Origin of the sequence: Mycobacterium sp. 050128 (genome assembly GCF_036409155.1) — a bacterium.
In the GTDB taxonomy this organism is placed as follows: Bacteria; Actinomycetota; Actinomycetes; order Mycobacteriales; family Mycobacteriaceae; genus Mycobacterium.
On record NZ_JAZGLW010000001.1, the window covers coordinates 3546887 to 3560694 of the forward strand.

14 protein-coding genes are annotated in these 13808 nt (G+C 65.6%); 9 read left to right on the top strand and 5 right to left on the bottom strand.

What is annotated here, in order from left to right; all coding sequences use genetic code 11:
* Position 1: 1 nt before the first annotated feature.
* On the bottom strand, positions 2-262 hold the full coding sequence (gene rpsT, locus SKC41_RS16945; RefSeq protein ID WP_330978625.1) for a 30S ribosomal protein S20: 261 nt from the start codon (positions 260-262) through the stop codon (positions 2-4).
* 150 nt (positions 263-412) lie between these two features.
* Here rpsT and SKC41_RS16950 point away from each other — a divergent pair, with 150 nt between their 5' ends.
* From SKC41_RS16950 to SKC41_RS16985, 8 genes are all read left to right on the top strand, one after another.
* Positions 413-2137 carry a circularly permuted type 2 ATP-grasp protein gene (locus SKC41_RS16950; RefSeq protein WP_442931696.1) on the top strand — a complete coding sequence of 575 codons (1725 nt, stop codon included), beginning with the start codon at positions 413-415 and terminating at the stop codon, positions 2135-2137.
* On the top strand, positions 2137-3114 hold the full coding sequence (locus SKC41_RS16955) for an alpha-E domain-containing protein (RefSeq protein ID WP_090604025.1): 978 nt from the start codon (positions 2137-2139) through the stop codon (positions 3112-3114). The genes SKC41_RS16950 and SKC41_RS16955 overlap by 1 nt, the downstream gene beginning before the upstream one ends.
* The gene (locus tag SKC41_RS16960; protein WP_330978626.1) at positions 3114-3953 is read left to right on the top strand and encodes a transglutaminase family protein; all 840 of its coding nucleotides are present in this window, start codon (positions 3114-3116) and stop codon (positions 3951-3953) included. Before SKC41_RS16955 ends, SKC41_RS16960 begins: the two co-directional genes overlap by 1 nt.
* A 169-nt stretch (positions 3954-4122) precedes the next feature.
* A complete protein-coding gene (locus tag SKC41_RS16965) occupies positions 4123-5577 on the top strand; it encodes a PPE domain-containing protein (RefSeq protein ID WP_330978627.1) in 1455 nt (484 codons plus the stop codon).
* Between the two features lie 201 nt (positions 5578-5778).
* Complete coding sequence (locus SKC41_RS16970; RefSeq protein WP_330978628.1) at positions 5779-7020, top strand: EspA/EspE family type VII secretion system effector; 1242 nt, start codon at positions 5779-5781, stop codon at positions 7018-7020.
* Positions 7021-7047: 27 nt separating this feature from the next.
* Positions 7048-7365, top strand: a complete 318-nt coding sequence (locus SKC41_RS16975; RefSeq protein ID WP_330978629.1) for an ESX-1 secretion-associated protein — start codon at positions 7048-7050, stop codon at positions 7363-7365.
* A 67-nt stretch (positions 7366-7432) separates the two neighbouring features.
* Positions 7433-8077 (top strand): YbaB/EbfC family DNA-binding protein, encoded by a 645-nt coding sequence (locus SKC41_RS16980; protein ID WP_330978630.1) that lies wholly within the window; start codon positions 7433-7435, stop codon positions 8075-8077.
* Positions 8078-8112: 35 nt separating this feature from the next.
* Entirely contained in the window at positions 8113-8463 is a 351-nt protein-coding gene (locus tag SKC41_RS16985; protein WP_330978631.1) for a YbaB/EbfC family nucleoid-associated protein, read from the top strand.
* A gap of 26 nt (positions 8464-8489) precedes the next feature.
* Here SKC41_RS16985 and SKC41_RS16990 read toward each other — a convergent pair whose 3' ends face one another.
* From SKC41_RS16990 to SKC41_RS17000, 3 genes are all read right to left on the bottom strand, one after another.
* Positions 8490-10424, bottom strand: a complete 1935-nt coding sequence (locus SKC41_RS16990) for a secretion protein EspK (protein ID WP_442931635.1) — start codon at positions 10422-10424, stop codon at positions 8490-8492.
* A 196-nt stretch (positions 10425-10620) separates the two neighbouring features.
* Complete coding sequence (locus SKC41_RS16995; RefSeq protein ID WP_330978633.1) at positions 10621-11670, bottom strand: glycosyltransferase family 9 protein; 1050 nt, start codon at positions 11668-11670, stop codon at positions 10621-10623.
* A gap of 2 nt (positions 11671-11672) precedes the next feature.
* Entirely contained in the window at positions 11673-12515 is an 843-nt protein-coding gene (locus SKC41_RS17000) for a ribonuclease Z (RefSeq protein ID WP_330978634.1), read from the bottom strand.
* 157 nt (positions 12516-12672) lie between these two features.
* Between SKC41_RS17000 and SKC41_RS17005 the strand changes: the two genes are divergently transcribed.
* Positions 12673-13101 (top strand): CBS domain-containing protein, encoded by a 429-nt coding sequence (locus tag SKC41_RS17005; protein ID WP_330978635.1) that lies wholly within the window; start codon positions 12673-12675, stop codon positions 13099-13101.
* Positions 13102-13192: 91 nt separating this feature from the next.
* On the opposite strand, the gene SKC41_RS17010 is transcribed toward SKC41_RS17005, so the two are convergent.
* Positions 13193-13795, bottom strand: coding sequence for a type II toxin-antitoxin system PemK/MazF family toxin (locus tag SKC41_RS17010; protein ID WP_330978636.1), 603 nt, complete (start codon positions 13793-13795; stop codon positions 13193-13195).
* Positions 13796-13808: the final 13 nt, after the last annotated feature.

Here is a 13808-nt window from a genome sequence, read left to right on the forward strand (position 1 = left end):
CTCAGATCTTGTTGAGGGACCGCGCCAGCGCCGACTTCTTGTTGGCGGCCTGGTTCTTGTGGATGACGCCCTTGGTGGCCGCCTTGTCCAGCTTGCGGTTGGTCGACACCAGCAACTCCGCGGCCTTGTCCTTATCGCCGGCCTCGGCGGCCTCACGGAATGCGCGCACCGCGGTGCGCAGCGACGATTTCACCGACTTGTTGCGCAGTCGGGCGCTCTCGTTGGTCTTGATGCGCTTCTGCTGCGACTTGATGTTGGCCACGCGGAAATTTCCTTCGTCGTTTTTGGTGTTTGCACGTGTTCGTCTCGGGGGGCGCCCCACACCCGATTGCGACTGCTCAGGTTAGCAGTCGGTTACGTTTTCTCCCAAAACGGGAACTCGTGGCCAGCCATAACGTCGATTTGAGGCAGCATCCTTAAAGTGAGTCTTCCGAACCAGGTTGAAACAGCCAGGCGGGGTTCGCGCGGCGCTGCACAGGCGCTGGCGCGCTCCGAGCGCATTTTCCGCGGGTACAACTCGTCGGACGCCTACGCGATGGCATTTGACGAAATGTTCGACGCGCAGGGCAACGTACGGGGTCCCTACAAGGGCATCTACGCCGAGCTGGCGCCATCGGACGCCTCGGACCTGCGGGCCCGCGCCGACGCGTTGGCCCGCGCGTTCATCGACCAGGGCATTACCTTCTCGTTATCGGGCCAGGAACGGCCGTTTCCGCTGGACCTGGTGCCGCGGGTGATCTCCTCGGCCGAATGGAACCGGCTCGAGCGCGGCATCGTCCAACGGGTCAAAGCCCTGGAGATGTATCTCGACGACATCTACGGCGATCAGGAGATCCTGAACGACGGTGTGATTCCGCGTCGCCTGGTCACCTCCTGCGAGCACTTTCACCGCCAGGCAGTCGGCATTGTCCCGCCCAACGGCGTGCGCATCCACGTTGCCGGCATCGACCTGATCCGCGACGAGAAAGGCACCTGGCGGGTCCTCGAGGACAACCTGCGTTCGCCCTCGGGCGTGTCGTACGTCATGGAGAACCGGCGCACGATGGCGCGGGTGTTCCCGAACCTGTTCGCCACCCACCGGGTGCGTGCGGTCGACGACTACGCCTCGCACCTGCTGCGGGCGCTGCGCAATTCCGCGGCGACCAACGAGGCCGACCCGACCGTGGTGGTGCTGACCCCCGGCGTCTACAACTCCGCCTACTTCGAGCATTCGCTGCTCGCCCGGCAGATGGGTGTCGAACTGGTCGAGGGCCGCGACCTGTTCTGCCGCGACAACCAGGTGTACATGCGCACCACCGAGGGGGAGCGCCAGGTCGACGTCATCTATCGGCGCATCGACGACATCTTCCTCGACCCGCTGCAGTTCCGCGCCGACTCGGTGCTGGGGGTGGCCGGTCTGGTCAACGCCGCCCGCGCCGGCAACGTCGTGATCTCCAGCGCGATCGGCAACGGCGTCGGCGACGACAAGCTGGTCTACACCTACGTGCCGACCATGATCGAGTACTACCTCGGCGAGAAGCCGCTGCTGGCCAACGTGGACACCTACCGGTGCTGGCTCGACGACGAACGCGAGGAGGTGCTCGACCGGATCGACGAGCTGGTCATCAAGCCGGTCGAGGGATCCGGCGGGTACGGCATCGTGTTCGGCCCGGACGCTTCCGAGAAAGAATTGGCGGCCGTCAGCAAGAAGATTCGCGACGATCCCCGAAGTTGGATCGCGCAGCCGATGATGGAGCTGTCCACCGTGCCGACGCGGATCGGCAACGCGCTGGCCCCGCGCTACGTCGACCTGCGACCGTTCGCTGTCAACGACGGCGACGACGTGTGGGTGCTGCCGGGCGGGTTGAGCCGGGTGGCCTTGGTCGAGGGCTCGCGGGTGGTCAACTCCAGCCAGGGCGGAGGCTCGAAAGACACCTGGGTGCTGGCGCCGCGCACGTCGGGCGCGGATCGCGAGCTGGGCGCCGCCGAAGTCGTGCGGTCGTTGCCGAAGTCCATGTCGGATCCCGAGGCCGACGACTCGGCGGGCTCGTCGCGTCAGCAGCCGCTGCACAGCGAGCAATCGCAGGAAGAGAAGCCGCCGAAAAAGCAAAAGCAAAAACAACAGCAGCAGCAGCAACACCAGAGGATGGTCCGCTGATGTTGGCCCGAAATGCCGAGGCGCTCTACTGGATTGGCCGTTATGTCGAGCGGGCCGATGACACCGCGCGCATTCTGGATGTGGCGCTGCACCAGTTGCTGGAGGACTCCAGCGTCGACCCCGACCAGGCGTCCCGGCTGCTGTTGCGCGTGCTCGGCATCGAGGCGCCGGAGCAGGATTTGGACGTCTGGTCGTTGACCGACATGGTGGCCTACAGCACCGACAACAAGGGCGGTTCCTCGATCGTCGACGCAATCACAGCGGCGCGCGAAAACGCCAAGTCGGCGCGCGAGGTGACATCCAGCGAAATCTGGGAATGCCTCAACACCACCTACCACGCCCTGCCCGAACGCGAACGTGCCGCCAAACGCCTTGGGCCACACGAGTTTCTGTCTTTCATCGAGGGCAGGGCCGCGATGTTCGCCGGTCTGGCGGACTCGACGCTTTCGCGTGACGACGGATACCGATTCATGTTGTTGGGCCGCGCTATTGAGCGCGTCGACATGACGGTGCGGCTCTTGCTGTCTCGGGTGGGGGACAGCGCGTCCTCGCCGGCCTGGGTAACCCTGCTGCGCTCGGCGGGCGCTCACGACACCTATCTGCGTACCTATCGCGGGGTGCTGGACGCCGGCCGGGTGGTCGAGTTCATGATGCTCGACCGATTGTTCCCGCGGTCGGTGTTCTACTCGCTGAAGCTCGCCGAAGAAAGCATCGAAGAGTTGGTGCGTAATCCGATGAGCCGGGTGGGGGCCACCGCCGAGGCGCAGCGACTGCTCGGACAGGCCCGCAGCGAACTGGAATTCCTGCCGCCGGGGGTATTGCTCGACACGCTCGAGACTCGTCTGGCCGGTCTGCAGACGACCTGCCGAGATGTCGGAGATGCGTTGTCCCAACAGTACTTCCATGTCACGCCGTGGGTGGCGTGGTCGGATGCGGGGAATAGCGCCAGCCTGGTCGCCCGGAACGGCGATACCTGATGTGGCGGCTTCGCGTGGTGCACACGACCGGGTTCGCCTACCAATCGGCGGTGACCGCGTCCTATAACGAGGCCAGGCTTACCCCGAGTTCAGACACCCGGCAAAACGTCATCCTCAACCGGATCGAAACCATTCCGGCAACCCGGTCCTACCGGTACATCGACTACTGGGGCACCGCCGTCACCGCGTTCGACTTGCACGCGCCGCACACCGATCTAACGGTGACGTCGTCATCGGTCGTCGAGACCGAACAGCCGGAGCCGGCCGCGAAGGATGTCAGCTTCAAGGACCTGCAGTCCGCCGCGGTGATCGACCGGTTCGACGAATTTCTGCAGCCCACCGACTACACCCCGGCAAGCAAGCGGCTTAGCTCCGTCGGCAAGAAGATCATCAAAAGCCATGAGCCACAGGAAGCCGTGATCGCCGCGGCCAACTGGGTGCACGGCGAGCTGGAATACCTTCCGGGGACCACCGGCGTGCACACGCCCGGGATCGAGGCGCTCAAGGCGGGCAAGGGTGTCTGCCAGGACTTCGTTCACCTGTCGCTAATGCTGTTGCGTGAGATGGGAATTCCGGCCCGCTACGTATCGGGTTATTTACACCCCAAACGGAACGCCGTCGTCGGGGACACCGTGGACGGTAGAAGCCACGCGTGGATTCAGGCCTGGACGGGTGGGTGGTGGAACTACGACCCCACCAACGACACCGAGATCACCGAGCAATACGTCAGCGTCGGGGTCGGCCGTGACTACACCGATGTGTCCCCGTTGAAGGGCATCTTCTCGGGGCGGGGCGCAACCGACCTCGACGTCGTCGTCGAGGTCACCCGACTGGCCTAGCGGCATCCGATCGGCGATCGCATGATCGCACTGCGTCGGGGGCCTTGCTGCATTACGATGAGCCTCGCCCGCCTGGCCCAGCAAATGCTGACGAGTGCATTTTCGGCCCGGCCGATTGCTTCACCGTGGTTCTCGTGATGATCGCTTCGGCGCCGAAGGAGAGTCGTTCATGGCTGAGATGCTGAAGGTCGAGTACGACGAGCTGATGGCCCGGGCCGCCGAACTCGAGGTCCCGCTGCCTGCCCCGCCGCCAGACAGCGCGCGGCCTCCCTGCGCCATTTCTTTTGTCGTGGATTCCGGCACACAGCTGGATTATTCCGCCAGCGCGATTCGCGAAAGTATTAAACGCGCCGAACAGGAATATCTGGTGTTGGCGGAATCGCTGCGAAACGCGGCGCTGGCCTACGAGGAAGCCGATCAGGCGGCCGCGGACGCCCTCACCGAGGGGTCTTCCACCACGCCCGAGTCCGCGAGCACGCCTCCTGCGCAGAAAACCGGAGGAGGCGAAAGTTTCGCGGCGCCACCGGAAATACCCGGATATGACGGCTATTACGACCTCAGGCAGGCGATCGAGGATATCGAGGCTCCCGACCAGGGCCCGGCGTACACCAAGTTCGAGGCCGACTGGAACAGCTATGTGTTGGCGCTGCAATCGGATGCCGTGATGCAGCGGTTCCGCCCCTTCGAGTATTGGGAGGGCGAGTCCGCGGCCGCGGTCGAAGCCAACTTCGAACAGCAGAAGAAGTGGTTGGTCCAATTGGGCAATAGCTCGTGCTTCCAGATTGCCAGTCAAGCCAGAGGCGTTGTGGATGCCCACAAATGGGCCGTCACCGTCCACCCCACGTCCTACGACCTGTACATCACCGACTACTGGTACGACGAGTACGGGAGGAGGGGAGACATCACCAGACAGAGTGAAGTTCTGACGTGGTACGTGGACATGCAGGAAAGGTCGGAGACGGTGCTGGCCGATTACAACCAGCGTGCCGCCGTCCCGTTGTCGCTGGTGTATCCCTCCAATCCGCCGGCCGCGGTCACCGTCAACGCGCCCCTTCAGATACCGGATAACGCCGGCGAGATCATCCGCGGCGCTATCGGCGGTGTTGTCGGCGCGGAGACCGGGGGTGCCAACCCCGGGGCACTTGCGTCGCAGCTGGGCAACGCCAACGTCGCGGACACCGTGAGCAGCCTCAGCGACATGGCGTCCAGCCAAACCAGTACGGCCAGCGACCCGTTCGCCGAGACTGCGCCGCCCCCACTGCCGACGGGAGTGCCCGGACTGTCGGCGGGCGCAGGGGTCAAGCCGGCGTCGTTCGGGGGCGGCGGCATGCCGTCGATGCCGTTGCAGTCCGCGACGGACGCCGGAGCGGGCTCGGGCGGTTCGACACGACCCGCGGCCAGCGGGGTTGGCGCCGGCCCGGGCGCGGGCGGCGCGATGGCCGGCCGCGGCGCAATGGGCGGTGGGATGCCGATGGGCGCCGGCGCGGGCCAGGGCCAGGGAAAGGACAGCAAGGCCAAGCGTTACGGCGACGAAGAGGAGCTCTACACCGAAGATCGACCGTGGACTTCGTCGGTCGTCGGAAGTCGCCGTCGCAACGAAGCCTCGGACGACGGCCCCAAATGACCCCGCGCCGTGCCACGCCTATGCGTGTCGAAGCGGTGAACGCGAATCGACGCCGTCATTTCAGCCGGGTGGCGTGCGGATGTCGAATGGTTAAAGTGACTGGCGCAGTAAGAAATTCGTGCAGCGCGGCAAGTCGGAGCTGCTGTTAAGCTCCATCCGAGAATGCCCGCAGGTTGTACTACGTTTCGGAAGTAGGTGGCGGTGCCTAAGGTTTCAGATGTTGCGAAAGTTCCCTTCACCGGGATCACAATGGTCAAAGGGTACGCAACGGGCAATTACAAGGACGCCGTCGCGAACACCATCCTCCTCGCTGGGCAGCTCGGTTGGGCGGTCGGGAAATACGGCCCGCCCAGTATCTTCGGCAAGAAATTGAACGACAAATGGACCGAAAAGTACAAGGATGGATTCGCGAAGGAAGTATACCTTCTCGAGCTTGGCATTCAGCTCTGTCAGCTGCTGACGATTTTGCATGGCAGCGCCACGGATAAGGGTCAGTATTACGAGCTGGGTGCGAGTAATTTCGAGCTGGCATGGGAAAACCTCAAAGACGCCACCGCGAGCGCATCGTCCTGGTCGGGTGCTTCGGCCGATGCCTACAACGCGCGAAACGCTGAGCAAATGGATTGGGCTGTGGCGATGTCCGGCCTCGACTCTCAGATCGCAGCGATCTTGGCGAGGGAAGCCGATGACATCAAAAACTCGAAGCTCAACCTCACGTACTGCAGGGCCGGGTTTACCGCAGCCATTCCGGTCGCCGTTATGCTGAGACTATATAGTCCACCGGTTTCATGGGTTTTCCAGATAACGACATTTACGGTTGTGATGACGGCCGCCATTGCCACCACTGACATCATGCGGATGACGTCGGAAGACAATGCGGCAGAAATAGCCGGCATAGAGCTGCAATACCGTGCCATCGCCGAAGCCGCGGTGGTGAAAGGTTCCGCTGGTGCGCCGGCGCCCAAGCTAGCGCCCGCGCCAAGGTCCACCGCTGCGCAGTTCGACGCCCCCGACGGCGCCGCGTCGTCGACCGGGCGGGACATGCCGGCGACGGCGTCCAGCGGCTCCGGCCGGCAACTCGCTTCGGCGGGCGCCACAAACACCGGTGACGGCGCAACTTCTGCGGGTTATTCGCCAACGGAGCACGCTGCGGCTGCGGCATTGGCACCCCAAGGCGCGCCGCCGAGTGGCACGCGGTCGTACCCGGTGGCCGGGGTGAGTCAGCCGACCAGGCCATCAGGTTCTCGGGCCGCAGCTGAGTCGGGCACGCCCCGGCAAGGCGCCGGGGCACAGGGCGCAGCTGCCCAGGCGGCCGTCGACGAAGACGTCCCCGGCCAGGATTTCCAAACGGCTGGCGCGGGCGGCGAGGGTGTAGAGCGGGCGCCCGTCGACACGACCGCCGGCATCGCCCCACCGGCGCAAGAAGCGCGTCCGTCGAAGTAGGGCATTGAGCGTCGAGGAGAGCCAGACATGACAGAGTCGTTGAACGTAACCCCAAGCTACTTAAAGGAATTGGCGAGCGAGCAGGACGAGGCCGCGGCGAAAATTAACGAAGCGAGCCAGGTGGTCGACGGGACGGCCAAGAAGCTGTGGTTCGACCACGGTCCAATCTGCTTCAATTCGGTAAACGCCATGATGAGTGCGGAGCAAGAACGCCTCAACGCGTGCAGCCACATGATCGCCGTATCCAACGACCTCGCCGGAAAATTGCGTGCCGGCGCGACCGAATTCGAGAGCACCAACGAGCAGTCCGCCGCGAATCTCGGTCAACAGATGCTGCCCGGTTAAGCACCGATCCTCAACCGCCGTTGCTGGCACGCATCGACCGGCCAGCAGTTCAGAAGGAGACGCCAGAGTGGGCAGCACGCAGCGCGGGCACGGCAGCGACGACGAGATGTTCGACGCCTTGGATTTCGGCGATAACCCCGGCGGCGATAGCGGTGCTGTGCCGGACTTTGGCGACGACAACGGCCAGGGCGACGGCTCCGTACCGCATTTCGGCGACGAACGCGGCCGCGACGATGTCGAGCAATCGGCCTTCGAGGTAATGGTCACCGACGAAGCGCCCGAGCCCGCAGATGCCGAATCCGGGCTCGGCGCAACGGTGCCCGACCTCGAGGAGGCCGACACCGCGGATCAGGAGTTCGCCAGGACGCTGGCCACGGTGACCAATCCCCCCGAGACGGTGTCCGTGACGGCGATGATGGATGGCAGAATTTACCAGGTCGAGCTATCCGCAGACGCGGCGCGCATGACCGAGTCGGGGCTGGCCGAAGAGATACTTGTCATCGCGGATCTGGCTCGCCGGCAGGCTCTTTCGATCCAGCACAAGTTGATGTTCGAGTCTTTCCACATCCTGGGTGCCGATGACGACGATGCCCTGGCTGAGATGCTGGAGAATTCGGTAATGGAACTGTCGTCACCGCAACAGGCCGCGCAAGCACAGGCAGAAGTGTTCGCCACTCGATACCGCGATGACGGCGGTGCTCCCGGCCGATGAGTCCGGCACCACAAATCCGACAGTTAGGACGCCATATGGGCAGCGAGATGCATCTGCAACCGGCCGAGCTGCTACGTCAGATTAAGCAGATTCAGACGGCCGTGGACGAGCAGGCGCGCCAGCTGGTGGCTGAATCCTTCACGGGCACAGACGAAGCCAAGACCGTCGAGGTGACCCTCGATGGGCGCCAATGGCTCACCAATCTCTATCTTCAAGACGGTTTGCTGCGGCTGGGCATCGAGACAGTGGCCCAACGGATCAACGAGGCGATCCAGAATGCGCAGGCCGTCGCGACCGCGGCGGCCGAAGTCGAGCAGGAGCGGTTCATCGAGTCGCTCGCCGGCATGGCCAGTTCGATGCCGTTACCCGACGTTGAAAAGGGTTAGCAGCAACGCTTCGTGTCCCGCAGCGGTCAGGGTTTGACCGCCACCGCCGGCTGCGCCGGCGAGGGTGCGGCAGCGGCGTCGAGTAATTCGGTGACGTGCTTCCAGTACAGCCAGTCTGCGACGGCCAAACGTTGGGCAACCGGGTCGGCCGCAGCGCGCGCCTCGCCGAGGATCACCTCTTGCGCGTGGGCGGCGTAGCCGCGGAACGCCCGCAAGTGTGCTGCGGATCGCCCCGTCGCCCGGCTTGCCAAGGGGCGCATCGCCTCCAGCCACAACTTCGAGCGCCCGTCGGTGGGTGCGCTGGCCGGCGGCGCCGGCAACAGGCTGGCCAACCGCGAATCGGGAGTTCTCGCCAGGCGCTCCGCTGCAGCTGGATCAACCATCTCCAGCCGGGACCGCCCGGCCATCGCGCCGCTTTCCGGGATGTCCTCGGGCTTCAGCACGACCTTGGCCACACCCGGATCGGAATCGCCGAACTGCTCGTCGGTCGCAATCACCGCTCGCAGCTTGGTGTTTCGGTGTTCGGCCCAACCTTGCACCGCGATCATCGGGTAGGTGGCCCAGCGTGCGCGCTCGGTGGCCGGAATCGCCTTCTCGGCACTGGCCATGTGCACCTGTTCGGGTAGCTGCACGCCGTCGGGGATGTAGGCCAGTCCGTAGTTGTTGGCCACCACGATGACGCCCTCGGTGGTCACCGCGGTCACCCAGAAGAACTTCAAATGGTCGGCGCCGCCGCTGTCGGGTGCGTTGAGCGCGGCCGCGATGCGCCGTGCCAGCACTAGCGGATCGGCGTCGCCGCGGCGCGCCGAAGCTGCGGCGGCATCGCGTTCCGCGCGTGCTGACGAAACCGGAACCGCCGCACCCGCATCCGAGTCGGTGCGCTGAGCCGCGGCCGCCTTCGGGCGCGCCGCGGCCGCGCTGCGCGGTGACGGATGGGCCGACGCCGGCCGGGTACTGGGCGACGCACCTGTCGGGTTCTGGCCGACCGGCGCGCTCGATCCGGCGCCCGCGCTCGAGCCCGCGGCGGCACCGCGCGGTCCGGCAGGGGCCGCCGGCATGCCGGTCGCCGACGCGGGCGCCATCGCGGGACCGGTGTCGCGCGGCCCAGCGAACTGCGCGGCCGGCGCCGCCGGCGCGGCAGGCATGCCGGTGTTGCGGGCGCCCGCGCCGACGGGTGGTGCGGATTCCGCCGGGCTCAACGGTTTCGGCGCGCTCGGCGGCACTGCCGGGGCGGCCCCGCCAGTGCTGGCTGCCGGCGCCGGCGGGGCCGGGGCCATGACCGTTGCCGGCGGTGGGGCGGTGGCGGTTGGCGGGGGAGTCGCGGTCGACGGCTGCGCGGCGCCGTCCGGTGAACCCTGTCCCCAGGACCGGCCGCCCCGGTCGCGATCACCCAGCAGTGGGTCCGGGGACGAGGAGTCCGGCGGCGCTTTCTGGTCGAGCAGGTCCCGCAGTGCGCGCTCGGGCGCCTTCCAGTCCTTGCTCTCCAGAATCTGCTCCGCGGTGCCCTGGACCACGCCGACATTCGCGGTATGCGTCGCGGCGACCACCGAATTGATGGCGGCAGTTCGTTCGGCGGGCTCGAGTTTGGAATCCTGCTCGATCAGCTTGATCTGCCGGTTCGCAGCATCCACGTTGTCGCCGATGTCGGACTTCGCCTGCTCGATCGATCCGGCGACCTTCCGCTGCCAGGTAATCGCGGTGGCCAAATTGTTTTGCAGCTTTACCAATTCATCGATATTCGATTCGACCTGGCCGTTGGCGGCGCCGGCCGCACCGCCCGCCCAGAGGCCACTGGCGAAAATCTCGCCCTGTTGCCGGCGGAAGGTGTCCAGCACCTCGGTGACCTGCCGCAAGACCTGCATGTACTGCTCGGCTCGGTCGTAAAAGGCATCCTCTGCCACGTCGGGCCATCCCCCGCCGTCGAGCATGGCTTCGGCAAACCCGCCCGTCGGCTTGACCATGCCCATAATCTAGGTCCTCTCCCAATGCCGAACCCCGCATCGGGGCTGGCGGCCGGCAACCTAGCGGTCGCGGGCTTGGCGCGCTTGGTCAATAAGCTTAATCGAGGTGAAGGCAAGGTATTCCGCGAAAAACGCGCCACCGCACTCATCGCCGCGAGCCGGATTCGGTTAACGGGAGCTGACCAGTGGCCATCGTTCAGACATGTTCGTCGGCAATGTCTTCCAATGCAGCGAACACCTCTTCGACGCTGATGTCGGCCATCCGTCGCTGATCGAGGTGCCGGTGCGGCCCGAATCTGAATCCCCAAGTCAGCGATCGCGTCGCGCCGAAGAGTCCGACGCCCGGCACCCGCGCCAGATCGGCGGCATGCAGCATGCAGGAGTCGATGCCCAGGAAAAGGTCCGCGTGGGCGACCATGCTCATGCTCAGATCGAGCGGGAGCCCGAGATGGGAAATGACGCGGTCACGTTCACGCCCGACGTTGAGGTCCTCGTGTCCCATCCCGACGACCCATGCCACGAAGTCGGGGCGGCTCGACAAGAATCGGTTCAGCAGATCGATGAATCGTGTGACGGGCCAACGCTTTTCCTTCCAATCGGTGTCGGCGTGCACGACCAGTACCTTGGTCCCGGGCGGCACCGCGGCACGCATCGATCGGGCTCGCTCTTGCACGGAGGACGGGATGGACACCGGCTGGGCGAAGTCCTCGATCCGCAGCGACCGATCGAAGAGACGAGCCAACTTGAACAGCAGGTCGCAGGCGTGCCACGCCTGTTTGGGAACCGTGACGTCGTATTCGGCGTAATTGCCGGCGAAGCCGATGGTCGTGGTGGGGGCGAGGCGCCGCTGTAGGTCCCGAAAAGTGTCCATCGGCAGGTTGGTGCTCACCGCGTTGATGAGCACATCGACGGGGCCGAGCTGGGCAGCCAGGGCCGCATAGTCGGGAGATCGAACGGGAAGCGCGGTTGGCCCCGTTTCCGGCACTCCGGTGATGTCGACAAGGCGGGGGCTCACCTCCCGGAAACAGAGGTCGAAGGACACCTTGGTAGAGAGGACTGTCAGCGGGGCGTCGAACATTGCGCCCAATGCGCGCACGGTCGGCAGCGTCATGACGGAGTCGCCGATGTTGGCGGTGAAATACAACGCGGGCCTGCGTGCCCGGAGCAGACGGGACAGCGTGCCGGGTTCAACGTCTGCCCACTGCTCGTCGTCGTGAGCCACACGTTCGCTGAGGCGACCATCCATGGCTACGACCGCGGCGGGACTTCGACCCGGTGTAAGTCGTCACCCAGCTCGATGCGCCCGCCGAATTCTTTGGCCGCCAGCGTCCGCCACTGTTCTTCTTGTCCGGGCACCAGCGCCGGCACATAGTGCGTCATGACCAGCGTGCCGACCCCCGCGCGGGCCGCGGTGGCCGCGGCCTCTTCGACCGACGAGTGGTAGTCGCAGATGTCCTGCAGCCGCTGCTGCGGGATCTGGGTGACGATGTCCTTGCGGATCACGGTGTGCACCAACGCGCCTGCCCCGGCCGCCAGCTCGTCCAGGCCCGCGCATGGCACCGTGTCTCCGGCCAGCACCGCCGAGGCGCCATCGGCGTCGACCCGGAACCCGATCGTCGGTGCGACCGGCCGGTGGTCGGTCGGAGCCACCCGAATCGAGACGCCGTCGCGGTCCCACACCGGGCCCTCGGTGTACTCGTGCACCTCGATCGCTGGTGGCGTGTTCAGGTCGTCGTGATGGGCGATCCGGTAACCGATGTCGTGGCCGAACGCCTTCAGCGTCGCCTCGACCGTCTCCGCGGTGCCCGGTGGCCCGATGATCGGGAACGGCGCCGGATCGGGCGTGAACGTGGTGATCCACCGCGTGATCAGCACGTCGCCGAGATCGCCGATGTGGTCACTGTGCAGGTGGGTGAGCAGCAGGGCCGACAACCCGGCGGCGCCCACGCCGACGGCCGCCGCGCGCTGCAGGACGCCGCGCCCGCAATCCACCAGGAACACCTGTCCGCCGGCCCGCACCAGCGTCGCCGGTCCCGCGCGGTTCGGGTCGGGGATGGGGCTGCCGGTGCCCAACAGGGTGATCTCGATCATGGCCCCCATCCTTCAAGACGCGTCGGCGGATTGTGGCCCATTCGGTGAACAATGAGATCGGCCCACGCGTTTCGCCCGCGGGTTTTCGCGTTGGCTTTCCCGCCGCGCGAGTTAGCCGTAGCCTGTGTGAAGCAGATCACAACCAGCTGGAGGCTTGATGCGGATAGCGGACGTTTTGCGGAACAAGGGCTCGGCGGTCACCACGATCAATCCCGACGCGACGGTCCGGGAATTGCTCGCCGGCCTCGCCGAGCAAAACATCGGCGCCATGGTCGTGGTAGGCGACGAGGGAGTGGTCGGCATCGTGTCCGAGCGCGACGTCGTGCGCCAACTGCACGCACACGGCCCGAGCATGCTCACCCGCCCGATCTCCAAGATCATGACCGCGACCGTTGCGACGTGCACGAAGTCCGACACGGTCGACGAGATCAGCGTGCTGATGACCAAGAACCGGGTGCGTCACGTGCCCGTGCTCGACGGCAAGAAGCTGATCGGCATCGTCAGCATCGGTGACGTCGTCAAGACGCGCATGGAGGAACTCGAGGCCGAACAGCAGCAGCTGCAGTCCTATATCACGCAAGGCTGAGTGCCTTTTTCCGCCGAACGTGCGCTCATTGCGAAAATTTCGCCGATTTTTCGCGGTGGTTGCACGTTGGGCGGACCCGTCTGCGGGCTGACTACCGCCAGGCGTAGTCGGCGCGCAGGCGCGCGGCCACCACGTCGAAGACCTCGCGTTCCAGGATCGCGCCCTCACGGCGGATGCCCTCTTCGGGCACGTCGAGCACCCGGTCCAGCCGCACCCAGCTCTGCCTGCCCTCGTAATCCCAGTTGCCGGCTCCGATCGCGACCCAATCCGGGTCGGAGGCATAGTGCGCCTGGCTGGAAAGCATGAGTCCGAGCAGGACGCTGCGGTCGCGGCCGACGACGAGGACCGGGCGGTCCTTGCCTTGGGTGGGGTCGTCCTCGTAGGCCACCCACGTCCAGACGATCTCCCCGGGATCGGCTCGACCGTCGAGGTCCGGGGCGTACACGACTTTGCGGGCGCGTTGCGCGGTCGGAAAGCTGTCGCTGGTCACCGGCCGGCCCTCGGTGATCGACGTCGCCTGCGAGTCGCCGGTGGAAGCCCGTGCGTTCGCGGTGGTTTTGACGACTTGCTCGATTTCGCGGTAGACCGCGTGCGCGGTCTGAACCTGCTGGATGAATCGCGGAACCCCGTAGACGACGACGTTCTGGGCAAACCGCTGGAACGTCTTCCACTGCGATTTCCGGCTGGACGCCATAGTCGCAGCATAG